The sequence below is a fragment of the Alteromonas confluentis genome, from assembly GCF_001757105.1.
In the GTDB taxonomy this organism is placed as follows: Bacteria; Pseudomonadota; Gammaproteobacteria; order Enterobacterales; family Alteromonadaceae; genus Alteromonas; species Alteromonas confluentis.
The window spans coordinates 313,164-338,659 of the sequence record NZ_MDHN01000041.1 but is presented as its reverse complement, the minus strand read 5'-3'; the positions used below and the strand labels follow the sequence as shown (position 1 = coordinate 338,659).

At 48.4% G+C, this 25,496-nt stretch carries 18 protein-coding genes; 7 read left to right on the top strand and 11 right to left on the bottom strand.

Features of this window, described 5'->3' with window-relative positions:
• Nucleotides 1-78: 78 nt before the first annotated feature.
• Nucleotides 79-3,186, bottom strand: coding sequence for a TonB-dependent receptor domain-containing protein (locus tag BFC18_RS19465; RefSeq protein ID WP_070127287.1), 3,108 nt, complete (start codon nt 3,184-3,186; stop codon nt 79-81).
• Between the two features lie 291 nt (nt 3,187-3,477).
• Nucleotides 3,478-5,262 (bottom strand): tetratricopeptide repeat-containing sulfotransferase family protein, encoded by a 1,785-nt coding sequence (locus tag BFC18_RS19460; protein ID WP_070127285.1) that lies wholly within the window; start codon nt 5,260-5,262, stop codon nt 3,478-3,480.
• Nucleotides 5,263-5,560: 298 nt separating this feature from the next.
• On the opposite strand from BFC18_RS19460, the gene BFC18_RS19455 reads away from it, so the two are divergent.
• A complete protein-coding gene (locus BFC18_RS19455) occupies nt 5,561-6,280 on the top strand; it encodes a hypothetical protein (RefSeq protein WP_070127283.1) in 720 nt (239 codons plus the stop codon).
• Between the two features lie 14 nt (nt 6,281-6,294).
• Here BFC18_RS19455 and BFC18_RS19450 read toward each other — a convergent pair whose 3' ends face one another.
• From BFC18_RS19450 to BFC18_RS19440, 3 genes are read right to left on the bottom strand one after another with little or no spacing between them, the layout of a single operon-like run.
• Nucleotides 6,295-7,698 carry an efflux transporter outer membrane subunit gene (locus tag BFC18_RS19450; protein ID WP_070127281.1) on the bottom strand — a complete coding sequence of 468 codons (1,404 nt, stop codon included), beginning with the start codon at nt 7,696-7,698 and terminating at the stop codon, nt 6,295-6,297.
• Nucleotides 7,691-10,849, bottom strand: a complete 3,159-nt coding sequence (locus tag BFC18_RS19445; protein ID WP_070127279.1) for an efflux RND transporter permease subunit — start codon at nt 10,847-10,849, stop codon at nt 7,691-7,693. The genes BFC18_RS19450 and BFC18_RS19445 overlap by 8 nt, the downstream gene beginning before the upstream one ends.
• A 20-nt stretch (nt 10,850-10,869) precedes the next feature.
• Nucleotides 10,870-12,096, bottom strand: coding sequence for an efflux RND transporter periplasmic adaptor subunit (locus tag BFC18_RS19440; RefSeq protein WP_070127277.1), 1,227 nt, complete (start codon nt 12,094-12,096; stop codon nt 10,870-10,872).
• A 397-nt stretch (nt 12,097-12,493) separates the two neighbouring features.
• Here BFC18_RS19440 and BFC18_RS19435 point away from each other — a divergent pair, with 397 nt between their 5' ends.
• Both BFC18_RS19435 and BFC18_RS19430 read left to right on the top strand, forming a co-directional pair.
• Nucleotides 12,494-13,399, top strand: a complete 906-nt coding sequence (locus tag BFC18_RS19435; protein ID WP_070127276.1) for an AraC family transcriptional regulator — start codon at nt 12,494-12,496, stop codon at nt 13,397-13,399.
• A 92-nt stretch (nt 13,400-13,491) separates the two neighbouring features.
• A complete protein-coding gene (locus BFC18_RS19430) occupies nt 13,492-14,163 on the top strand; it encodes a hypothetical protein (protein ID WP_070127275.1) in 672 nt (223 codons plus the stop codon).
• 267 nt (nt 14,164-14,430) lie between these two features.
• Here BFC18_RS19430 and BFC18_RS19425 read toward each other — a convergent pair whose 3' ends face one another.
• Nucleotides 14,431-14,781 carry a YacL family protein gene (locus BFC18_RS19425; RefSeq protein WP_070127563.1) on the bottom strand — a complete coding sequence of 117 codons (351 nt, stop codon included), beginning with the start codon at nt 14,779-14,781 and terminating at the stop codon, nt 14,431-14,433.
• 28 nt (nt 14,782-14,809) lie between these two features.
• Nucleotides 14,810-15,316 carry a YgjP-like metallopeptidase domain-containing protein gene (locus BFC18_RS19420; RefSeq protein ID WP_070127273.1) on the bottom strand — a complete coding sequence of 169 codons (507 nt, stop codon included), beginning with the start codon at nt 15,314-15,316 and terminating at the stop codon, nt 14,810-14,812.
• Between the two features lie 384 nt (nt 15,317-15,700).
• Here BFC18_RS19420 and BFC18_RS19415 point away from each other — a divergent pair, with 384 nt between their 5' ends.
• Nucleotides 15,701-16,312 carry a glutathione S-transferase family protein gene (locus tag BFC18_RS19415; RefSeq protein ID WP_083273192.1) on the top strand — a complete coding sequence of 204 codons (612 nt, stop codon included), beginning with the start codon at nt 15,701-15,703 and terminating at the stop codon, nt 16,310-16,312.
• Here the strand turns inward: BFC18_RS19415 and BFC18_RS19410 are convergent.
• The gene (locus BFC18_RS19410) at nt 16,309-17,208 is read right to left on the bottom strand and encodes a LysR family transcriptional regulator (protein WP_070127271.1); all 900 of its coding nucleotides are present in this window, start codon (nt 17,206-17,208) and stop codon (nt 16,309-16,311) included. The genes BFC18_RS19415 and BFC18_RS19410 overlap by 4 nt on opposite strands.
• Nucleotides 17,209-17,496: 288 nt before the next feature.
• Here BFC18_RS19410 and BFC18_RS19405 point away from each other — a divergent pair, with 288 nt between their 5' ends.
• Nucleotides 17,497-18,276 carry a hypothetical protein gene (locus BFC18_RS19405; protein WP_070127269.1) on the top strand — a complete coding sequence of 260 codons (780 nt, stop codon included), beginning with the start codon at nt 17,497-17,499 and terminating at the stop codon, nt 18,274-18,276.
• 18 nt (nt 18,277-18,294) lie between these two features.
• Here the strand turns inward: BFC18_RS19405 and BFC18_RS19400 are convergent, their stop codons facing one another.
• The gene (locus tag BFC18_RS19400; RefSeq protein ID WP_070127268.1) at nt 18,295-18,867 is read right to left on the bottom strand and encodes a DUF502 domain-containing protein; all 573 of its coding nucleotides are present in this window, start codon (nt 18,865-18,867) and stop codon (nt 18,295-18,297) included.
• Nucleotides 18,868-19,037: 170 nt separating this feature from the next.
• On the opposite strand from BFC18_RS19400, the gene BFC18_RS19395 reads away from it, so the two are divergent.
• Both BFC18_RS19395 and BFC18_RS19390 read left to right on the top strand, forming a co-directional pair.
• A complete protein-coding gene (locus BFC18_RS19395; protein WP_070127267.1) occupies nt 19,038-19,862 on the top strand; it encodes an inositol monophosphatase family protein in 825 nt (274 codons plus the stop codon).
• Between the two features lie 232 nt (nt 19,863-20,094).
• On the top strand, nt 20,095-22,218 hold the full coding sequence (locus BFC18_RS19390; RefSeq protein ID WP_070127266.1) for a tetratricopeptide repeat protein: 2,124 nt from the start codon (nt 20,095-20,097) through the stop codon (nt 22,216-22,218).
• On the opposite strand, the gene BFC18_RS19385 is transcribed toward BFC18_RS19390, so the two are convergent.
• Complete coding sequence (locus BFC18_RS19385; RefSeq protein WP_070127265.1) at nt 22,208-22,795, bottom strand: hypothetical protein; 588 nt, start codon at nt 22,793-22,795, stop codon at nt 22,208-22,210. The two genes, BFC18_RS19390 and BFC18_RS19385, sit on opposite strands and share 11 nt — an antisense overlap.
• 49 nt (nt 22,796-22,844) lie before the next feature.
• The coding region (locus BFC18_RS19380) for a PKD domain-containing protein (RefSeq protein WP_070127263.1) at nt 22,845-25,496 on the bottom strand (2,652 nt) is incomplete at its 5' end.

Below are 25,496 nucleotides of genomic sequence, written 5' to 3'. Positions count from 1 at the left end.
TTATTTGCGCTGCTATACAGTGAACTGGATTGGCGGAACGATAATGCTTACCAGCCCGCCGTCAGTCACACGGTGGAATTACATTGTGTAATTAACACCTAAGAACAGAGTTCGACCGCGTGGGCCAACAGGCCATGCTGTTTGCGTTGCGAACGGTTCTTCGTCAGCCAGGTTGTTGATACCACCAAATACTGCCAGACCTTCTTCAAGCTGGTAGCTTACGTTGATATCGTGAATAAGCGTGCTGCCAAAGAAACCACCACCGGCGCCAAACAGTTGTTGATAACCGTTGATACCCAGCGATTCTTCCATTTCATCATAAGCCTGACGGCTCTGATACGTAGTCTGGAAGGCCATGCTCAGGTCGCCGCGGGTCCAGCTCAGTTCGATGTTCCCTACTGTTTCCGGCGTTCGAATTTCTTCGAGATCAACATCAACGTCAGACATATCAAGCGGATTGATGTATCGGTTCAGTTTTTCCTGACGGGTTCCTACTAAACTTACACCGAAGTCGTTGGCGCCAATACTGAAGAGGTAGTTTACAGACACGTCATAACCTTCAGCTTCGATTGAAGCGAAGTTTTGTGAGAAAGTATCCAAGCCGTTAAGACCACCATCAGCACGACGGGTAAACTGGTTACAATAATCAATACCCGGGAAGTTTGCTGAATCGTAACAACCGTTCAGGATATCTGCAGCATCTACTGCTGCGATAGCATCTTCGATTTCCACGCTCCAGTAATCGAGTGTAATGCTGAAACCTTCAAGGTAACTCGGGCGATATACAGTACCAATTGTTACTGTCTCTGCAGTTTCAACATCAAGTTCTGGGTTACCACCGGAAGTACCTGAGAAACGGGCTGTCAGCGGGTTAAGCCAGATGTAGTTACCATCGGCGTCGACGATGTCTTCGGTAGGTACGCCAGCGGCTTCAAGGCCAGCAACACAGTTAGCAACCCGTGATGAGGTACCTGCACCAATGTTGGCTGGATCACAAGGATCTTCGTCCAGATCAACAGTTATAGGAATTTGCGGGTCGTACAGCTCTGAAATATTAGGTGCCCGTACCGCTTCAGAGTAGGTACCACGCAGGTTAAGGTCCTCAATGGGGCTGTAAGAGAAGCCGACTTTCCAGGTGGTTGCATTACCCAGTGTGGAGTAGTCAGCCATACGAATGGCGCCATCGAGGGTAAATTCGTAGGCAAACTCACGATCCATAAAGATTGGCAAGCGCACTTCTACAAATGCATCAATCACGTCATATTCACCTGACGTGTTGAATTGCTGAACATTATCAATGCCGGTAAGGAAGTACAGCCAAGGTGAAACTTCACTAACCTGCTGACCAGCTGTGAATGATGTGCCTTCAGGCAAAATACCGCGGGCAAGTGGGTCCAGTACGCTTTCACTCGACTCTTCACGGTATTCAAGACCCGCTGCATAACCTAATGGGCCATCCAATACGCTTTCCATCACTTCAAACTGACCAACACCGGTAAGACTAACCACGGTTTGCTCAAGAGTGGTTTTGTCGCGCATGCGGGCAGTAATGAAATCTTGTGCTGCCTGACTTGCGGCAAAAGTACCAAAAGGATTCAGCGGAGCACACTGGCCATCGCCAGGCGTGAAGGTGTAGTAGTTGCTGCTTGAATAAGCACCGTTGGCGTAATTATTCTGGGCAACAAAATAGTCGATTTCGTATGCCGCAGTAGGGTCGATGTCGGAACGACAAACAATGTTTCCGTTTGCATCGGTGGTGGCGTCCATTGCCGCAAATACGCGGTCGGTGATTTGTTCAGAGTATTCGTCTTCACGGGTGAAACGACCGTAGTTAACGGCAAATTCTAACGAGTGGTCGTAAGAATAATCCCAGGTGAAACCGCCAACAAAGCGCTGAGTTTCACGGGTGTATGTAGTTTCATCGTCATCCCAGCCGATGGCATCCTGGGTAATCAACAAATAGCCGGTTTCATCCATTACAGGTTGTAATTGTTGCGGGACAAACGGGTTATCTGGCAGGATAGCCAGAGTATCGTAGTATGAATCGTATTCTGCGTAAGACGTGGTATCCGCCTTCACATATTTGGCTTCGAAAAACGCATTCAGTTCATCGTTTATCTGGTAATTACCATTCAGGTTAACAATGACTTTATCGGTATTCGGCATTAACGTGTCGTTGTCGAAGGTCGCTCTTGCACCGTCGCCGCCACTACTGAGCAGACCATTATAAATTGGACCATCGCTGTTAACCCGGATTGTGCCATCCGGATTAGTGATCCAGCAGCCTGCCAGATAGCCAGTTTGACCTCCTAAAGACTCCTGACAGTCAGCAATACCATTGCTGTTAATATCGAGGTAAGTGACATCACGACCATCAAAACCTGGGGCTACAGAGCCTTCGTTTGAGGTGAGCCAGTAACGAACGTCATCAGCTAACTGCAGTTGGGTGTCACCGCCTGGGTTTGGTACAATTCGAGAAATGCCATTATTTCGAGACCATGAACGGTCGCCGTGCAGCAGTTCCTGTTCTTTTTCGTAAGACAAGGTAAGCACAATGTTACCCTTGTCATCGTCGAAGTTCTTACCGAACGCTCCGTCTAACGCATAGGAATCACCGCCCGATTCTTCTGGCAGTGCGCCGGTCGCATTAATTTGAACACCCTCAAAGTCATCTTTCAGGATGAAGTTAACCACACCGGTTACCGCATCGGCACCGTAAATTGCAGAAGCACCACCAGTGGTCACTTCAACACGTTCAACCAGAGCGCGGGGAATGGTACCGATATCAACCGCAGACGTACCACGGAAACCTGCAACGTGACGACGGCCGTTAACCAGAGTCAGGGTTCTTTCATCACCCATACCACGCAGGTTTAGCGCATTTCCGCCGTTAGCGGAGTTCTCTGCTGTTTGCGACGAAATCAGGGCAGGAATGTCGGCCACCACATCAGCCAGGTTAAGCTCACCGGACATTGAGATATCTTTGCTGTTCAGCGACTGAACAGGGACAGAAGAAATCACGTTAGGATCGGTTGGAATGCGAGAACCGGTGATATTCACCACCTCAACGTCTTGCAGGTTTTCTTCGGCTTCCTGAGCGAAGGCATATCCTGAGCTTAACGCCGCAGCAATACATAAAGAGACCGCAGAACGCTTTCTGCCGAGTTGATGTGTGTGTTCTTTCATAGTGGTTTCCTGTGAAACGGATTTTTATTTATGTATGTTTTTGTAATTTTTATGACACGATATGACTAAGTAATGTACTGAGCACACTTCATACCAAGTTTTATGGAGCTGAATGGTGCGGACAGTGAGCACGAAAAGAGCAAAAAAAAGGGGCGATAAACCAATTTGGTGCGACAGTTTGCACTTTTAAGGTGCGCTTACAGCAGTCTGTGTTTTTTTGGGCGGAAATTTATCGTTGAATGGATAACTAATCAAGTTGAATAGATATCTTATTTGGCTGAATAACTATTTTTACGCCATTTTAAGTGAATTCAGGCGCTTTTTTAGATCATCAAGCTCGTTTGCAACCGGCTTCCATCTATCAATACCATCAAAATTGATAGGTTGGCGCACCTGTTCGCTGCTTGCAGTGTGAACGGCTCGCCCGGAATGTTGAAAGTTGAGGCATGATTGCTCAAAGGGCAAACCAATATAGTGCAAAATATGCGTCAACTCGTCTTCCGGTGCTGCCACCAAATTCTCATATTGCACCTTTAGCACTTTTCCAGGCAGTACATCATCCCAATGATGCATTAGCGCCTCATAGGCATTAAACGCATCGGCAATATGGGCAAGGTCATAACTGAAATAAACACCGTGGGGGAAGTACTGTTTATATAGGCTGTATCCACAATCCATGGGATTGCGTCTGACATCGATGATCTTCGCTTGCGGCAGAATTTTATGAATGAGTCCTACCAAACGGTAATTGAAGGGCTGTTTGTCGGTAAAAAACTGACGTTCGCCTGTACGGAATAATCTTCCATTATCGAGATAGGCTTGCCCAAGAGAGGCAAGGTCATCCGATTTGAGCTGGTGCAGCGCGTCCGACAAGTTGCAGCCATATTGCTTCGCTGCCAGCCGTTCTGCCTGGCGTTCAATGGCGGGCAGCGTGGGTTGTTCAATGGTGCCTTCAATTTGGGTGTGACTTGCCAGCATTTGCTCTATTAAGGTAGAGCCGGAGCGGGGCAGGCCCACAATAAATATGGGCACCGGTTGCTGGTGGTCTATTGCTGCCTGTGAGGCGAGCGACTGACGCCGATACGTATGAATGCGATTTTCACACTCTTTTTGTATTGCTAACGGAGTAAACCCTGCCGTGTTCTTCAGTGCATTAGCTTGTTTGTACAGCGCAAACGATTCTGCGGGACGGTTTTCAGCTTCACTTAATTTGGCATACGCAAAGGTGGCCGGGCAACGAATGTGGGCAGGAACGTTACTATTAACCAAGCCGCCCAATTTTGCTTTTTCATCGTTACTGAAATGGTAATTTTTAAAGTCTGCCAGCGCCCACCAGGCGTCAGCATTATTAGCATTGGCATTAATACTGGCTTGTAAACAACGAATACTCTGCTCACGTTTACCCAGAATGCGGTATGCCTGACCGCGAATAACATTGAGTTTGCTAAGCGCTTGGGGATTGCTGGCAAGGTGCTTCTCAGCCTCGTCGCAGCGCGCAAGCAGTGCCGAGTATTGACCATACTTGAGTAGCAAATTAATGAGTATCCATAATGGGTCTGGCCCATTATCGAGCGAGACTAACCTTGTCGCCTCTTTTATTGCATGCTCAAAGCGCCCGGCCTTATCGTAGGAGGTAGACAACAAATGACACAGGGTTGCATTGGCAGGGTGCACCTTAGTTGCGGGTTCCAGGCAGGCAGTGCTTTCATCGGGTTGATTTTGCGTTAACGCGATACTTGCCAGGGTAAAACACGCTTTCGGGTGATTTGCAGTGTGTGAGAGCATTTGTCTGGCTCTCTGCTCTGCCTCAGCAAGCGCTTTGCGTTGCATACATTGCTGTATATGTAGAAAGTCGGGTTGTAGCGGATCTAACTGTTCAGCATGCTGAACAATTTGCACGGCTTCCCTGATATGTCCCACCTCATATAAGCCGCGACTAAATAGCAACCACGCCTCATAAAATTCAGGGAATTGCTTAACGCCTACGTACAGCACCTTCACGGCTTCATCCCACTGTTGCGCAACAATGTAGTGATTAGCCTGGTCTAGCAGTTGTTGTTTAGATGCGTGAGACATGGGTAAAGAAAGACCTGAGTTATGGGTATTGTATTAAGGCCGATGGTGGCATGCAGCGGAAATTTCATCGAAAAGGCTAACAGCAATCATTTATCACTGCAGCAATTATTTATTGCAGAAGCGTGGTTGGCGAGAACCGAACACGCTGAAATGCAGGCAATTTGTGTGGATAGGTAGCGCTTAAAAGGTATTGTCAGCTATACGTGGGTAGTATTAGTGATACCCGGTTTAATGTTTGAAGTCTTCAAATTTTAAGCGTTGTGCATATAGTAACCACTTGTCTTCAGAGGTCTTCCTTATGCAAATTAATACTAATCTTTCTTCAATGGATTATATCCGGGGCTACAAGGAAATGTGCCGCTTTATTGGCAATGCGCCCATTGTATCTGGTGCTTTACTGCTATTAGCTTTTGCGGTTACGGCCATTCCTTTTTCTCTGTTCCCGCTCAAAATGGGTGCCTACGGACTACTGGTTACAATGGTAGTGTGTTGTGTAAGTATTCACTATCGTTTTGGAACACTTACTGGATTGTTCGACGAACTTAAACACCAGCAACGCTTATTCTTGCCTGCCGTTGTGGCGATGACAGCACTGAGTTGGGTGGGTTATGTCGTAGCAACGTCTTTAGCAGCGATGATGCCTTCTGTTGAAGGGCAACAGGCGATGACGTGGGACGGTTTTTCGGTGATGGGAATCGTGGTTGCGGGCGCGGCAATTTGTGTTGCTCAACTGATGCCTTACGTGATTGCCCATTTCTGTAATGGCCTGAACCTTTCCCGTCAGCAGGGGGAGCATATCTGGATGACGTTGATGCTGCGGTGGAAAACCTTTCTGGCCTTCGTGCCCGTCGCCTTGTTTGTGCCGCTGGCGATGCTGATGCAACAGGATCTCAGCGCGTTCATTTTACTGGTCGCGACTGTATATTGCACCTTTCTGATGTTTATCGTGTTTAATGTATCGCCAACGCCCAGAACACAAACTGTCTCTTCTTCTTTGTTTACAGCACAGGGCGCGTAACGCGCCCTTTACTGTTATCGGGCTGATGCCTGTAATTCAGATTCGGTCTGTAAAGCACCGGAAAACGCCCGGTACACCCCAACCAACCGCTGAAAATGCGCGACTTCCACTACCGCAAGTTGATCCCGGCTATCCAGCAATTCCCGTTCACTATCGAGTAATTGCAGGAAATCTGTGGTGCCTGAGCGATAACGGGCCCGGGCAATTTTGGCTGCCCGTTCACTGGCTTCGAACTGACTCTGTGCACTTACCAGCTGTTCCCGCGTAAGGCCATACGTGTCGAAAGACAGTTGCATGTCATTGGCCGCTTCAACAACCGTTTGCTCAAACTGTGAAAGCGCGATGGCCGTATCGGCTTCTGCCATATCAATACGGGTATTCACTGCGGCCAGGTTGAGCGGTAATAGTCGAATTGACGGTGTAACATTCCAGCTCTGACTGGCACTGTTCAGCGCAAGTGACGGCGAGGATAAAAAGCCAAGAAAACCGCTCACCGAAACGTCGGGGTAAAGCTCTGCCGTTGCCACTCCCTGCTGAGCTGTCATGGCAGCCAGGTTTCGTTCGGCAGAGGCCACGTCAGGGCGATATTGCAGGTAATTGATGCTGTCATCGATTTTTACCGGGGTTTGCAGTGCGGGAATACCCGCGCCACCGCCGATGGTCAGTGATTCAGCCGTTTGGCCCAGCAATGCCGCCAGTGTGTTATGCGCGGTTTTCTGCGTTACCCGGATGGCGGGGATCTGCGTTTCTACCTGGCGCATTTGAACTTCAAGCTGGGCTTTTTCAAATTCGGTAGCGCTGCCAGCTTCAATCTGTGCCTGGATCACGTCCATGCTTTGTTGCAGAAAATTGCGGTTCATCTCGGCGTAAAACAGGCGGCGCTGGGCACCGCGGTAGTCGCCATAACTGGCAGCTACCTGGCTAATAATTTGCAATTTCGCGTCTTGCCATAGCATGGTTGCCTGTTGCGCCTGGGCTGAAGCGGCTTCCTGCGCACGCTTCAGGCCACCGGCGAGGTCGGCATTCCAGCTTAACGACAGGCCGTTGGTGTAACTGCGATTAATCACGTTATCGTCGGCGGCAAACAAGGTGGCATTTTCACTCACCTGATAGGATGACGACAGGTCACCGTCGGGCCAACGATTCGCGCCAGCCTGACGAAACGCCGCATTGGCTTTTGCCACATTCGCCGCCGCTTGTTGTAAATCCCGGTTTTGCTTTATTGCGGTAGCGATAAGCACAGACAGGGCGGGATCTTCAAACTCAGTCCACCAGGTTTGTAACGCTGGGGCAGCCACGTAGTCAGCAAGCGCTACGTTGGCAACCTGTTGCGGCTTTTCATAGTCTGGGCCGACCGTGCAGCCCGCCAGGGTGGCAACCGCCACTGCGGTTGCCAGGAAAGTAACAGATCTACGCATTATCCTGTTCTCCTTGTAATGGCTTCTGTGTCGGCGTTTCACGCGTGAGCAGGTAGTAAAACAGTGGGGTAAGCAGCAAGCCGAACAAGGTAACGCCAATCATGCCTGAGAATACGGCAACACCCATGGCCTGACGCATTTCTGCACCCGCACCGGTAGAAAACACGAGCGGTGCCACGCCCATAATGAAAGCGATGGAAGTCATGAGGATGGGGCGAAGACGTAAACGTCCAGCTTCCAGAATGGCATCCATCCGGCTTAATCCTTGTTCCTGCAGTTCTTTGGCAAATTCCACAATCAGGATGGCGTTTTTGGTGGCCAGGCCGACTAATACGATGAGTCCAATTTGCGTGAGAATGTTGTTGTCACCGTGGTACAGCATGACGCCGCTCAGTGCCGACAACAACGTCATCGGTATAATCAACACAATGGCCAGAGGCAAACGCAGACTCTCGTATTGTGCAGCTAACACCATGAATACCAGTACGATGACCAGCGGGAACACCAGCATATTGGCATCACCGGTGAGAATTTGCTGATAGGTCAGCTCTGTCCACTCGTAAGTCATGCCGTTTGGCAGAGTTTCATCGAGAATACGCTCAATAGCTGCCTGCGCTTCACCAGAGCTGTATCCCGGTGCTGCACCGCCGTTAATCTCTGCGGTAGTAAAGCCGTTGTAGTGCATTACCCGGTCTGGCGCAGCGGTGTCGTTAACGCGGATAAACGAGTCCAGCGAGACCATTTCTCCCTGCGCATTACTTACCTTTAGCTGACCAACTTGCTGGGCTGAGGCTCGGAACTGCTGATCGGCCTGCATGTTCACCTGGTAGGTGCGACCAAACAAGTTGAAGTCGTTTACGTAAGTCGAGCTCATGTAGCCCTGTAGCGTGCTGAACAGCGTGTTGAGATCGATGCCTTGTTGCTTGGCTTTTTCACGATCCACATCGATATCGATTTGCGGCACGTTCACCTGATATCCCGAGAATACTCCGGCCAGTTCTGGTGTTGTGGCGGCTTTTTGCATGATCTCCATGGTCACCCGGTTCAGTTCCTCAAAGCCGTAACCGGCACGGTCTTCCAGTTGCAGACGGAACCCACCAATGGTACCCAGACCCATTACCGGTGGTGGCGGGAATATGGCAACGAAGGCATCTTTTAAGGTGCTGTACTTCCCATTCAGCTGTGCCGCAATGGCATTAGCAGAAAGCGACGGATCTTTGCGCTCGTCAAAATCATCCAGCGTGACAAACACAATCCCGCTGTTAGTAGCATTGGTGAAGCCATTGATGCTAAGACCAGGAAACGCAATGGTATTGGCAACACCCGGGTGTTCCAGCGCCATGGCTGACATTTGTTCGATCACCTTATCGGTGCGATCCAGCGAGGCTGCATTGGGCAGTTGTGCAAACGCAATCAGATATTGTTTATCCTGTGCCGGGATATAACCGGTTGGCGTAGATTGAAACTGAACGCCAGTGAGTGCTACCAGTCCTGCATACACCACCAGTACCAGTGCACCAGCCCGGATGATGCGTTTAACCACAAAACCGTAGCCGTCAGAAAGCTTGCTGAAGAACCGGTTAAAGGGCGCAAACAACCAGCGTCCGAACAGGGTGTCGATACCTTTAGACAGCCAGTCTTTAGGGGCGTCATGACCTTTCAACAGCACAGCTGACAGGGCAGGGCTCAAAGTCAGTGAGTTAATCGCTGAGATAAAGGTAGAAATAGTAATAGTGAGCGCGAACTGCTTGTAAAACTGGCCTGTGAGCCCGGTCATAAAAGCGGTTGGAATGAATACCGACGCCAACACCAACGTTGTGGCAACAATGGGGCCGGTCACTTCTTTCATTGCCTTGATGGTGGCTTCCACTGGTGCCAGGCCTTCACTGATATTACGTTCAACGTTTTCCACTACCACGATGGCGTCGTCTACCACGATACCAATCGCCAGTACTAGTCCGAACAGCGACAGGGCGTTAAGCGAGAAGCCCATCACCTGCATAAAAGCAAAGGTACCAATTAACGATACCGGCACGGCAACCAGAGGGATAATAGAGGCGCGCCAGGTTTGTAGAAACAGCACAACCACAATCACCACTAGCACGATGGCTTCAAGCAGGGTTTTTACTACTGCCTGAATGGAGCCGCGAACGAACACAGTAGGGTCGTAGGCGATTTCATAACTCACGCCTTCCGGAAATGTCTGCGACAAATTGTCCATGGTGGCGCGTACATTTTCGGAGATCTGAATGGCGTTAGAGCCTGCCATCTGAAACACGCCCATGCCCACGGCCGGATTGTTATCAATGGTAGAACGCAGGGCGTAGGAATCGGCACCCAGCTCGACCCGTGCTACGTCTTTCAAACGACTGATTTCACCGTTTTCGCCCACTTTGATGATGATGTCTTCAAACTCATCTACTGAAGCGAGACGACCTTTCACATTCATCAAAATGTTGAAATCGGCATTTTTAACAGGCTGCGCACCCAGGCTTCCGGCAACAACTTGCTGATTTTGTTCCTGAATGGCGTTGGAGATATCTACTGGCGTTAAACCAAGCGCGGCAACCCGCGAAGGATCAAGCCACACGCGCATACTGAATTCACCGGCACCGAACTGGCGGACTTGTCCTACGCCACTGATCTTAGCGAGTTCATCACGCACGTTCAGGGTCGCGAAGTTAGACAAATACAGCATGTCATAACGTTCATCCGGCGAGTACAAATGCACTACCAGCGTAAGGTTTGGCGATGACTTCTCAGCCACCACGCCCAGACGTTGTACTTCTTGCGGCAGACGAGGTACCGCACGGTCGACCCGTGCCTGAACCTGAGACTGCGCCAGGTCGGCATTGGTGCCGATGGCGAAAGTGACGGTAAGTGTCATGGTGCCGTCTGCTGTAGATTGCGACGACATGTAGAGCATATTCTCAACGCCGTTGATTTCCTGCTCCAGTGGCGATGCTACTGTGTCAGCAATGATCTGCGGGTTGGCTCCAGGATAGCTGGCGGTAACCACCACCGTGGGCGGTACGACTTCCGGATATTCGGTAATGGGCAATTGCCAGACTGCAATGCCACCGGTGATCACAAACAGCAGTGACAGCACAGTGGCAAAGATAGGCCGGTGGATAAAAAATCGTGAAAACATAGGTGTGCTTGTTCCTGTTATTATTCTACAACTACGCCATTAACCGACACATTCAGTGCCAGGCTTTCTGGTTCAAGTTGCTGCTGACTGGTGCGAATGGCGGCCAGGGTGGATTCATCGGCCATATCTACGGTTGCCGGGGTGATTTGCATGCCGGGCATAACACGTTGCAGACCATTAACGATAATGCTCTCGCCTTCGCTCAAGCCGTTTTCCACAATGCGTAAATCACCCAGCGATTCGCCAAGGTCGATTTTCCGGTAGGTCACGGTGTTGTTGCTGTCGACAACCAGCACGAATTTATTGTTAAGGTCTGTACCGATGGCTTTTTCATCAATCAGAATGCCATCGTGAACATCACTGCCAGCAAGGCGGATTTTTGAGTACATGCCCGGCATCAGCGAGCCATCTTCGTTACGGAAAGTGGCACGAATACGAATGGAACCGGTTTGTGCATCGATGCGGTTATCAACGAACTCAATCGCTCCGTGATAACGAAAATCGTCGTCACCAGATAGACCCATCGATACGGTTTGCGCTGCCGTTTTCGGGTTGTTGATCAGACCATTGCGGGCGTATTGCAAATAGGTTTGCTCATCCACGCTGAACCAGGCATACATCTTTTCTGTGGACACAATGCGGGTGAGTTCACTGCTACCCGCAGACACGTAGTTACCTTTAGTGATGGTGGCGTTTGACACCCGTCCGCTCACGGGGGCAACCACTTCGGTGTAGGATAACGACAACTCCGCCTGTTTCAATTCAGCGCGAATCGCTGCTGTCTGTGCTTTTGCTTCAAGCCATTCTGCCCGGCGATTATCCAGCGCTTCCTGCGAAATAGCATTTTTACTCACCAACGACTCACCCCGTTGAAATAAGGATTCAGTGAGGTTCATATGGCTTTCAGCGCTATCCAGCTGTGCTTGTAGTCGCTCCACATCCACTTCAAAAGGGCGAGGGTCAATTTTAACCAGTACGTCACCCGCTTTTACCAGCGCACCTTCTTCAAACAGGATTTGTTCAACGTAACCTGAAATGCGAGGGATCAGGGTAACGGATTCTGGTGCTTGCAAACGACCGCTGAACTCATCCCATTCACTGAGGCGCATTGAAACAACATTGGCCACATTCACTTCCGGGGCTGTGGCTGCCTGCATAGCGGGATCTTTGGCTTCACTGCAACCGCCAAGTACCGCGCTGGCCAAAATTGCACTTGTAACGAGTGTGGGGGTGATAAATCTGGACATGGGTTACTCCCTTAAATTTTGAGAAAACGATCCCGCCCCGTTTTCACTGATAAATAAAACAGGCTGATCGCAGAAATTTGATGGAAGCTATTTTAGTGTTTCTAAACAGTTTGTTTAATACACGATACTTGTTGATGATTGCACGATTCTGTTTAACTTGTAGGATTGTGCAATGATTGAAAAGAATTGTACAAGTGACGTTAAAAATGGCTTAAAACGGTTGTCTTGGTATTATTTTTATCTAAATCAATGTGTTGCGTTTTAATTTTAAGCGTAGTTAACAATTTTTACTTTATGGAAAACTTTAGGTCAGCAAATTGTTTGATTGCATAATTCTTTAATATTGCGCTATCTTATCATCATATTGACGCATGAACGCAATACCGGAACCGCCAAAATGAATGAAAAAATCCAACTTTATCAGCAAGAGCTTATCGATATTACATCGCGAATTAACGATGGCGATGGTGTCAGGCAAACTAACGTTCCGGGGTTAAAAACCGTACGCTCCTGCAATACAAGTTGCACGCACCCCACTATTTACGAGCCCATGTTCTGCCTGTTATTGCAGGGTGGAAAAAAGCTACGAATGGGTGAAAAAGAAATCAACTTTAAAGAGATGTCTTATCTTATGGTGCCGGTAATGTTGCCGGTTATCGGCGAAATAGTGAATGCCTGTAACGAGAAACCCTATGTGGGTGTAAGCATCGATTTGGATATGCGCATTTTGTCCGAATTGGTGAGCGATATCGGCGAAGGCTTTTATGCAAACGGGCCGAATGGCTGTTGCATGAATAATTACGACGTGGATGAAGGCATTCTTTCAGTATTTCAACGGCTGCTACAGTTACATGAAACCCCTAAAGACATCCCGGTGCTGCTGCCCATGTTGAAACGGGAGTTGATGTACCGCGTGCTGAATGGCCCTGGCGGCGTGCAGTTGCGCCAGTTTTTGATGCACGACAGCAACGCGAGCAGAATGAGCAAGGTGATTGAAATGATCCGCGACAATTTTGATGAGCCTTTGAAAGTTAAGCATTTGGCAAACGCGGTAAACATGAGCGAATCAGCGCTTTATAACAGCTTTAAGTCGGTCACCAGTATGTCGCCGCTGCAATATCAAAAGCAGTTACGCTTAAACGAAGCGCGACGAATTATGATCCACGAAGGGCTGGAAGCAGCCACGGCAGGCTACAAAGTGGGTTACGGCAGCCCGTCTCAGTTTAGCCGGGAGTACAGCCGACTATTTGGTGCGCCGCCAGCGGCGGATATTAACCGCGTGCGCAATAGTGTCGGTGCCTGAGTCACGGGAAAAAGTGAGTTAAACGCGTAAGCGGTTTATTAAAAAGAGCATGGTACAATCCATGCTCTTTTCATTTGTAATGCTTCACCATTATGCTTTACCACTTGCTGGGATTACTCAGTTCTGCCATTTTCATTTTCACCTGGGTGGGCTTGCTTGCGCAAATCCGGCGCATCAGTCAACAACAATTAAAGGTAGAAGAGGATAACCACAGTCTGTCGCTGAACCAGTTTGGCTCCAGTTTCTTCGCCTTTTACGCCATGTTCATTTTTGGCATTGGGGTTGAGCCGTTTAATCATTATCTAGTGTGGACACGCTGTGGCGCATGTTTGCTGACATTGGTCATTCTTGTGCGCATATGGCGATTAAGGCGCACGAGCTCAGCCGCTGGGGTGTCGTTGTTGGCGGCAGCGGCGCTGGTGGGCGGATTCATTTCTATGGGGTTCCGGCCGTTTCCAGCCTTGGCGCAACTCGGGGCCAACACGCTGATGTTGCTGGTAACGGTGATCCTCATTCAAGGTACGCTGCATCAGTGGTTGTTGTTGCGTCGTCGTCAGCACATAGGTTCACTGTCATTCGGATTGTTTTACGGTATCTTAGCGAAAGATATCAGTACGTTATTGTTTGGATTGACCATGCCTTTTGCGCAAGCATGGCCGTTACTTGTACTTAATGGGGCAAGCGTGATTACCCGCGGTGCTGTGCTGTTGCAGATGAAGCATTTACAAAGTAAACAAAGCATAAGTGCTACACCTCTCAAATAAAAATAATTATCATTTGCAAATGTGCTCATGCCGGCGTATTGTAGTTCAGGACCCATCCAAAACGTAAATCGTGTAGTTCTCTGCCCAGTTGGGCAGAGTTTTTTTGGTTAAATCACGTAGATCATTAGATACTGGGAGGCAATGAAATGGAATCGATATTGTTTTTGCTGTTATCTGCAGGTACTGCGCTGGCCTTTGGTGGACTAGTAAAGTTACTGGCCAATTCAGAGAATCATTAGCACGTTATCGTTAGCAGGAAAGCTACAGTTAGGCTATAAACGCCTGCCAACTTGCTAGCAGGTGCTTAAGTTCCACTAAGCCACAGCCCGCGACCGGACCATCAGGTTGTTCATCTTCAAATTGGCTGTCGGCAATGTCATTGTTATTGAGAAACAAATCGACTTCTTCATCGGCAATAGTAAGGTGATAAATTTTGCCAACAAATTCGTAGTCGGGGATTTGTCTTCCTAATAAACGGTCGAGATTATGCAGTAATGACGTGATCAGCGCTTTGTCGCTGCCAATGTCATGACTTAGCCAATCGCCAAAATATTCACTTTCCATGTCGCATCGCGCAAGAGGTTGCCCGGTGACATCGGTTAGAAACTCAAAATCCATACTTCTTTCACTACTGTTTTTTATTGAATTAAAACACGGTGCCATTGGCATCCATTTCGGTGAGATACACCCGGACATCAAATTCAATCTGATGGTAGTCGGGCAGCATGTGCTGACATAGCTTATAGAACGCTTTGTTGTGATCTTTTTCTTTTAAGTGCGCCAGCTCGTGAACCACTATCATATTTAAAAATGGTTCTGGGGTGCGTTTAAAAAGATCACTGACACGCAATTCATTTTTACTTTTTAATTTTCCGCCCTGAACGCGAGACACATATGAGTGTAGGCCGAGGGCGTGGTTTACCACATGAATTTTACTGTCGTATATCACCTTACTTAACGGCTGGGTTTTCTTCATGTAGTGATTCTTAATCTCCAGCGCGTACTCCCGTAAATCCTTGTCATTGTTGATGTTATGCACACTGGAATAGCGGGAACGCAGCCAGTCGCCCAACTGATTTTTGTTTATCAGTTGTTGAATCTGATCTTGTAAATGCTGCGGATAGTGGGAAAGGTAAGTCAACGACTGCGACATATCTGACGGTTTCTCTGTAACGCTTGAACGCAGTAATTATACCTTACCTTCATCATAACCTTCGTACTTTATCGACAGTATAAAATAATATCCGTGAATGGATTGCGAACTGCCGATTTACATTATTGTAGGTTGATATTCACTCTGTTTATCATACTGAAAAAACACATAATTTAACTTTTCTGGTCGGATCTTATGGTATCAAATTGAGTTATATCACACATAAAAATCAATACTATTCAGATGCTATTTTTCGGGGTAGTGTGGCGCGGTTTTAAGATTGTAAATAGGAATTAGACCGTTGTTTATGGTGCGCTTAAACACCTTCACTAGAAAGGTGAGCAAGACAGATGCACGATTCGCTTTGTGTAGGGCAGTCAAAGCATGTTGACGTTATTTGCCTCTCACAGCCCATGCTCTATGGTGGTTACCGTCGCGCTTGAAAAAGCGAGGGTAGAGTACAAGTTAAATAGAATTGATATTGATAAATTAGAGCATGAAAGCCCAGAGTATTTAAAAGTTAATCCTAAGGGAAGAGTGCCGTCTCTGCTTACGCCTGATGGTACCATTACCGAGGCGTTAGGCATTATCTTCTACCTGCATAAGAAATATCCTGTGGCGCAGATCTTACCCCGGTCGTTAACGTTCATCGAGTCGACCTGCTTCCTCTCCTGGATAACCAGCCACATTCAGCCCCACTGCATGCAGTATTGTAACTATGCCAGTGGGCTTTCCTTCGATGCGCTGGTATTAAAAAATCAGGCTGAAGAACAATTGAAATCGGCTTTTGAGGTTATTCAGAAGCGCCTGAAAAACTCCATGTTCTGGTGCGAAGAAGACTGGAGCGTGCTCGATGTTTATTTGTACTGCATGGTGAGACATCTAAAAGAAGCTGGGTTCGATTTTTCTGCGTTCGGCAGAATCACCGAACATTATGAGAGGTTGACGCGCATTCCGGTAATTTACCGTGCGCAATCAAAAGACAGTCTGTATTAGCGATAGGTAAAGTGACTCGCGTGATCAATGAATGCCTGGGCAAAAGGACTCATTTGTCGCTCAGCCAGCCATAGCAGGCCAACCTTTCGGTTGGCAGTTACATTGGCGATATTGATCGCGCGCAGTAAGCCGTGCTCCAGTTCTGTTTTCACTAATTCCGTGGGCAATAACGCAATGTAATCGGTATTGATGAGTATCTGTTTAGTGGCGAGCACCGAATCTGTTACCACAATATTTTTCGGAAGGCTGGTATAATGCCCCAAAAACAGTGCATTCAATTGATGTCTGAAACCGCCTACCTTATCTGGCATTAACCAACGCATGGTACTCAGTGATTCAAGCTTAACCTCATTGGGCAAATGGCTGTTGGCCTGGCCGACAACCAGTGAGAAGGCGTCTGAATATAAGGTTTCCTCACAAAACTCTTCCGGCGGACTGGCCATGCCAGTCGTCAGAATGGCGATATCTAATTTATAGGTTCTTAGCAGGTGGTGTGCATTGTCTTCGTCGCATTCTGTCAGCTGCAAATTGAACGTGGGGTACATTTCGCAAAAGCTGCTCATTACCTGGCCCATCACGGATGAAAGCGCTCCTGGCGTACCGCCAATATGGAGGGGGCCATTGACCTGTTCTGCGAGTAATCTTATTTCGTGTTGTGCAGTTTGCAGTAAGTTTTCCACGCTCATGGCTTTCAACTTCAGGGCTTTACCTGCAGAAGTTAACATCATGCCTTTTGACGAGCGTTGAAACAGCTTTACCTCTAATACCCGCTCCAATTGGTTCATGGCCATAGAGATAGAAGGTTGAGAAACATGTTCAGCTTTGGCGGCGCCGCTTATCGTTCCTTCGCGGCAGACGGCCAAAAACTGCCTGAGCATGCGAGGGTCGAGTCGCATTCTGCCTCCTTAATTAGTTTTTCTTAAATTATTATTAATTTTGTATGCAAACTTACGAAAAATGGTTTTTCACGACAATCAAATAAATATAAAACTTCTTCAAATGTTGATATTTGAACATTCTAAGGCTGGAAATAATGCTTTTTTTGTATTGACTGAGTTTCCTTTGTTCTAAAAATTTCGACTTTCTCTAAGTCAATAAACAGAAAAATCAATTTTTTGAAGAAGTTATGCGCATAAACTGGTATTTATGTAAAAAACGCGAACTGGATAAAGGAGTAACCGGGTTTGCTGCGCTTTTTTTCTTATTATTTGCTCATCGGGCTGGTAACCGCCTCGGTTACCCTTGGGTTTCATCTCTACTATCGTAAAACACTAGAACGGCCATATTCCAAAAAGGCGTTGGCAATCTTCTTTCCTTTCGAATTGCTGTTCTGGCCACTATTCTTTATTGCAGCGTTAAGTCGGGGTTCTTTTAAACCGGTTCTCGAACAATCGAAGTCTTTTAGACTGCCAAAACCCATGCCTATCGACCCTGAAGAAGAGAGAAGAAGAATCGCTTTTCGTCAGGGTGTTTACAAAAATCCGCCTTTCTGCGGTAAATATATTTATGAATATGGCAGTGGGTTCAGAGGGTTCGATAAAGACGACAGTGGAATCTTTATTTTCGAAGCCAAGGATGTGGCGGCGTTTTTGGCTGAAGGGCGTCATGGTTCGCCTTATGAAATTGAGAATAGCGAGACACTAACCATTAATTTGCGGGAAGACGATCCTGATGAAGTAAGCGATACGCAGCTTATCCAGCGCTGGGCCGAGTGTGCCGACAGTAGTATGGAGTTTTACAGCGAAATCGCCGGTTGTCGCGGAGAATTTCGCTATATCATCAGAAATATGGTGGCGGCAGGGATTGGCCAAAGTTACTGCGTAACCTGTAACAAGCATTATCCAAATAGCGCGATGAGTGTGACCCATCCGCCGCTAGAAAATGGGCGGGGCTGGATCATCGATTTCATTCAATGTCCAAAAGAGCACACCCTGATGGACATTGAGATAATGCATTTTTTCTAGGTTTTCTGTAGGCCTGAATTACTCTTTTTCTATCGAATTACCGCCCGTTACTGCAATGCGCATAGCGGTTTCTACATCAATATCCAGTGGTGTGATTTTGTCCCGGGAAAGGTAGAGCGTATAACCGCCAATCTGGTAACTCATGGGCAGATAAACAGCGACTTTATCTTCCCCGGGAAAGAGCTTGTTGGCCACTTTGTCGTTGGTCATGAACCCAATAAGCTTAATGCCGTTGTCCATATCTACGGCCACGGCTTTTTTAGTCTCCTCGCCCTTTTTCACTTCAAACAGCTCTACCGCATCTTTTACCGCGCCAAACAGGGTTTTTATAACCGGCAGACGGGCAAAAATACGCTCACCTAGCGAAATCACCCAGTTAAACAGATAAGCATTAATCAGAATACCGATAACAGAAAGGGCGATGATGACGGTAACCACGCCTAATCCGGGAAAATAATATTCGGCCGGGATAAAGGGCGAGAGTAGGGCTTCGGTGGTGCTTACCAGCCACACCAGAAAATAAATGGTTATGGCGAAGGGTAGAATGGTGACTAAGCCCTTTACGGGCAACAACAGCAATTTGTTAAACATGGTAAACCTGAAAGGAAGCGAGTGTGGCATTGTAGACCACTCTGTAAGTACTTCTCCAGAGAAAGCTAGTGCAGCGTTGAAGCAATACAGTGAAAGCTGCTGTCATACCATCGGCAACCTGTCATGATAAGATGATTAAGAATCTGCCACGCCTAAAAAGGATATTCATCGTGATCACCCAAGAACAAATTCATCAGCTAGCGGAAATCTGTTTGCAAGCGGCAGAAGTGGAAATCATGCCGCGATTCAGACAATTACAAAGCGGACAAATTGAAGAGAAGCTCAATCATCACGATTTAGTAACGGTGGCAGATAAAGCGGCTGAGGACTTCATACTCTCCAGGTTAGTGGCGTTGTACCCCGATGCATTGTTGATTGGTGAGGAAAGTGTGTACGACGATCCTGCATCGCTGGATAAGTTCGCTGAAGCAGAGCTTTCTTTCGTGCTTGACCCCATCGATGGCACCTGGCACTACGCGAATGGGTCAGTAAATTTTGGTGTTATGCTTGCCATCGCTACGCGAGGAACAGTGATTGGCGGCATTATTCTGGAGCCTGTGACAGGCGATTACCTGTGGGCGATAAAAGGGCAGGGTGCTTTTCAGCGCATTAATGGTGTTGACCAACCATTAACCGCGGGTCGTCATAACGCACTGTCACTTACCGATACCATGTGTTGCTATTCCTTTGGCGTGACTAAAGATGCCGAGCGTCAGCAAGCTATTGAAGTGGCCAACAAAATGGGCCGAATCATGGATTACCGCTGTGCCGCTGCCGAATACCGCTTGCTGAATACCGGTGCGGTGTCGTTTGTGATTTTCCAGAATAAGTTGAATATTTGGGATCATGGTGCGGGTTTGCTAATTACTCAGGAGGCTGGGGCTGTGGCACGAATGATTGATGGAAGCGAATATTCACCTCAGATCACCGGTAAATTGCTGGTGGCTGAAAGCGAAACGCGCTGGCAGGAAGTGGCTGCCCTATTTGTTAAATAACGACATGTTGAATAACGACTTGTCGAATAACGATAAATTCAGCTTTCAGTTTTTTTTAAATGCGATGAGAAATCATTAGCACCGTTTCGTGTAAATACTTCTTTTTATTTTGACCTGGAATCGTGAATTCGCGGCGGCTGTTTGTTGTGATGCTGCGCGTTCTCATGATAATACATTACAACGTAGTGGTGAGTGAGGCTGTACACCTGATGATGGAACATTAGGAGTGATCGTGAAAAGCAACAACGATAGCACCAGTAATAAGCGTGACGGTAATCCTAGCGCTAGCAATCCCAGCAACGATAACAAAAGTACCGATAATAAAAGCGCCGACACCTCAGTGCCAGATGCTTCTGCTAGTCGGGAACGCGGCGTTATTGCGTCGCAGATAAAGCTCAATCAGGCCATGGCCCAAGCAGGAATTCGATCTAAAACCGAACTTGCACGCAAAATTCAGGAAATCGAGGGGTTAGATAAAATCCCGCGTTCGCTGGTAAGCAGGGTATTTAGTCAGCCAGTCGATTTGAAAAGTCTGGAACGGGTGGCAAACGCTCTGTCATGCCCCACGTGGTCGTTATATTCAAATGCAGACGACGTAACAGCTACTTCAGCTTCTCCCTCACCACTAGCAACCACTTCAGATGCACTTGATTCTCCAGTCACGGCGTCCGATCCGCAATCCGAATCAGTACAGCAGCATCCGGGTCGATGGAAGTGGTTAGTGGCTTCTGTTGCTGTGGTGATTGCCGTTGCTTTTGGCATCGTGAATCAGGTGCCGGAAGATATTGCACCACAAAAATCAGACATTGTGTCTTCAGAGCAGGGGCTTTTTCACCGCAATGTGGTTGCTGTGATGCCGATAGAGGGCGACGACGGACAGCTCACCTACACACAAATGTTGGAAGAGGCCGTAGCCAGTGTGAGTACATTTGTGCCGGGCTCTGGCTTTCGCTATGGGGCTGCGCTAAGTCCACCCTCGATTATTTCAGATGAGAAGGCGGAACTGGTTGTTACCGGTGAACTGCTCAAAATAGGCAAGCATGTCTTACTGCGGCTGTCGCTCTATGATGAAGAGGGGATGTCACATTTCTGGTCTGGTCATTTTATCGCGTCGGCGTCGTCAACCTATGTCCGTGAATCCATCTCTTCGGCCATTGAACATGCCGACAAGGGCGAGGCAACACCGGATACGCCAGACTGGGAAAACTATAAACGCTATGTCGATGGGTTAACCCTGTTAGAGGGCGAACGTAACGAAGCCGTGTTGCTTAAATTATCTGATGTCCTACACCGGGTAATACGTCAAAGCCCGGACTTTGCTGATGCCCACGGCACCCTGTGTAATGTTCTGGTGCAACAACACATCTTCAGTGGCGAGAAGAGTTATCTTGCAGAGGCTGAGTCTGAGTGCGAGCGAGCTCGCGCGTTAAATGCAGATTCGCCAACGGTGCTTTTGGCCAGTTCAGCGCTTGCCCGCAAGGCGGGAGACGCGAATTTGGCTGCACAATACTTGCAACAGTTGTTTGCCCGCGACCCAGACAATACAGCGGCGTTGCAATTGTTTGCTGAAGTTGAGGTACAGCGCTTTCGTCAGTCGGGAGAAGAGCAATATATCAAGTCTGCAGAGCAGGCGTTAATCAAAGCGATTGCGCTTGAACCAGAGCAATGGAAACTGCCTTTCACGCTAGCGAGGGTTTACTTTTTTACCGGTCAGGTGGAGAAAGCGATTTCCTGGTCTCAGGAAGCGGTGCAGGATTGGGAGGGATTAGAAACGCTTACGAATCTTGGCACTTATCAGTTTTGTCACGGCGATTTAGCCGATGCTCGCAACACCTATCAACACGCACTGCTCGTTTCTCCAGAACATCCGGTCATCACGTCAAACCTTGCGACGCTGTATTATTATCTTGAGCAGTACGACGATGCACTGAGCGTGTACCAGAAACTGGAAAGTGAGGAGTCTAATCAAACTGAGCTGTTCCAGTATTGGGTTAATTTGGCTGATACCTATTATCACCTGGGGCAAATTGATGACGCGCGGGCGTTGTATCTTAAGAGTCTGGACTATCTCGATGCGATTTTAACCAAAGGCGAGGCCAGCGACATGCAAAAGGCCGTGCGTATTAGTGTGTATGTTCGATTGATGAAAATTGATAAAGCGCTGGCATCGGAAGCGCTGCTCGACACTTTGAAAAAAGAGGCCCTAGCCCTTGAAGAAAACAAGGACATGCTGACACGATTTCACCTGAGTCTGAGTTGGTTGTATATGGGGGATAAAGAGCGGGCAATCCGCCTCAAAAAATCCATAGAGGGGAGTTGCCCGGGATTTGTTGCGTCGCCAGACTTTACGATTTAAACAGGCGTTTTCGCAGTGGTAATAAGAGCAGACTGAACAGCATCAGGCCTGCCGCTGGTGGCGCAGGAACCGGTGTTGGTGGCACTTGCACGCTCATTACATTGATATCTGCGATAAAGCTGTCGGCCAGGCTCAGTGGAGAACCAAAATCGTCAGATAGCAGCACATCGGTAAACATCATTTGCCCTAATCCTGCACTTACCGCAGAAAATGTCAGTGAAGCGATTTGGAAAGCGGATGGTTGGCCGCTGAGATCCCAATCCAGACTGACTGCTGAAAGTGTTACCTCTCCATAGGAATCTACGCTGTCATAAATGAACGTGCCAACGCTGTCGAGGGAGAAATCGACGCTGACAAGATCGGTGACGGGTTCATCGAAGGTAAACGTCACATCGAAGCCACCCACATTTTCGGGATCTAACCCAGAAATCCAAACTGGGATCTCTAAGCTGTCGCCCTCATAAGCGCTATAAAGATAATCCTGTTCCAGCTCACCAAAAGATAACACCGGCGCAGCACTCGCTGTTGCAGAACCGAGCATTAACATAACCGAAGATAAAATACATAAGTGTTTCATAGTCAATCCTTGTCTGATATTCGGGGCTCAGGTGAGCCCCGTTAAAACATTATTGTGGTTGTTGAACAGCACAGTTCGTATAGGTGCACTGTAATACGCAGCCCCTTGCATCCAGTACGTTGATCACACCATCACCATTGAAATCAGCAGGGTCGTCAGGCCCCGTCGCTGGCGAATAACGGCTGGCGAAGATAGCCATGATGTCGGTGTTATCGACTACATTATCACCGTTTACGTCACAACGCAGAGGTTCTTCTTCGGCTTCTATGCTGATGACAATTTCGTCAATATCACTGGCCACACTGTCACTCACTGTGAGACTTAACACGTAGTCTCCCGGCAGCATTGCAAAGAAGCCAGAAACTGCAGCGGTGGGTGTAGATAAGGCAACATTACTGCCTGAAGGTTGACTCACGACCTGCCATAGATACGTGAGCGGCGATGGCCCGTTATCCGGATCGTAACTGGCTGAACCATCTAACGTGATAGTGCTTTGTACTTCCTGCGTTTGATCTTCCCCCGCTATCGCAATGGGGGATTCATTCGCTTCAACGGAAATCGTCACATTGTCAGCTGAAACTGTTTCACCGCTTTCCAGCATGAGTCTAAGAACAAATGCGCCGTCGGTATCAGGCATGAATGACGCTTCACTTGTGTTGCGGTTGGCAATGTCGTCATTATCCAGCACGCTGCCGCCTGGCACCGAGACGAACTGCCAGGAGAACGCAACATCAGTACACGCATCCGTGAACGATGAGTTCGAGCCATCCAGCGATACCACATCGCCCAAATCCACCGTCACGTTAGCGCCCGCTTCGGCATTGAGGGAGCACACTGGCAACGCACCAATGTACGTGGTTGCTGATATACTGTTGCTAAGTTCGCCATCACTGACGGTAAGCCATACAGTGAAGTTACCGTCTACGTCTGGGACAAAGCTCGCCGTATCAGTAGTGCTGTCGGCAATGTCTGCGTTGGTTAAACCGCTATCCACCGGAATGCTGCCAAAGTACCATTCATAGCTGAGCGGGGATGGGCCGTTATCCGGATCGTAACTGTCAGTACCGTAAAGCATCACGGTATCACCCACCAATGCTTCCAGAGGCACGGAAGAAAGTGCAACCGGAGCCACATTTTCATCAATTACGGTTATGGTTACCGTATCTGCAGTGCTATTGGCTTCGCCATCGTTCACAACCAGTGCCACCACATATACCCCTTGGATATCGGCCTCGAAGCTAGTGAGAACCGCTGCTGGCTCATCGATGTCAGCCGAACTACCTGCAGGCACGTCAACGAAGCTCCAACTGTATGTCAGCGTATCACCTTCCGAATCGTAGGAATCGCTACCATCAAGGCTTACCACACCACCGGTGGCCATTTCGCGGTCTTCTCCGGCAATGGCTACTGGAGCCCGGTTCATCACGGTTACCGTTACTTCAGCGATGTCGGTGAACAAACCATCGTCAACCGTTAACGAGAAGACATATTCACCGCTGACGTCGGGAACGATTGTCGCTGAATCCGATGTCACATCATCAAGTGCGCCGGGGTCTAGTTCGCTACCCACGGGCAGTGACACTATGGTCCAGTCGTAGGTTAACGGTAGCGGCGCGGCATCAGGATCGGTCGAACCTGAGCCATCCAGGGTGATGGTTTCGAAGCGATAGACACTGCCTGGCGTATAGATTGACGCAGACGGTGGTACCGGTTCAGGCTCGCCGGGTTCAAGGTTGAAGCCGATGCGGTAGGGGCCGGTTTGTTCATATGACGATGAGCCAGAAATGTCTGCATCCTGGACAACTAAAGTGTAAGTTCCAGTCTTGAGTAGCGGGTATTCGTTTAGTAAGGCAATGTCGTGATCAATAAATCTGGTCAGGAAGAGTCCGTCAGGGTCGTAAAGTTGTCCAAACGGCGCGAATGGGCCTAAGTCTATGTCGAATATTTCGATGCTGATAGTGTCGCCATTGGCTGCGTCAAAGTGCCATGTATCGAGATCGCCGAAATCAGTGACTTGCTCGACATATCCATCACTTACGAGCGCACCATGTTCGCTTACAGGAGGTTTAACATAGTAGATACGGTAGGTGCCAGTTTGATGATGACCACCCGAGCCGGAAATATCCGCGTCCTGAACCACCACGGTGTAATTGCCTGATTCGGGGAGCTCTAGACGGTTAAAGCGTGCGACCCCGTGGGCATAAGTACTTTGTAGAAATGCACCAGAAGGAGTATAGATACGAACCAGCGGCGCCAGCCCTGCTAAGTCTTCATCAGTAATCTGTATGGAAATAATGTCGCCTGCATCTCCATCAAATTGCCAAGTATCGATATCGCCTAATTCGATGGTTTCCTCAACGTAACCACCATTTATTAGGGAGCCATGCTCATTGACTGGCGGCTTAACAAAGTAGATCCGATAGTCACCGGTTTGGTGATGACCACTGGAGCCCGAAATGTTTGCGTCCTGCATGACCACGGTGTAGCTGCCAGATTCGGGAAGTTCTAAACGGTCGAACCGAGCAACATTGTGATCATAGGTGCTCTGCAGAAATGCGCCTGAAGGGGTATAAATCCGAACTAGCGGTGCCAGCCCTGCTAAGTCTTCATCAGTAATCTGCATGGAGATAATGTCGCCGGCGTCACCATCAAACTGCCAGGTATCAATATCACCTAATTCGATGGTTTCCTCCACATAGCC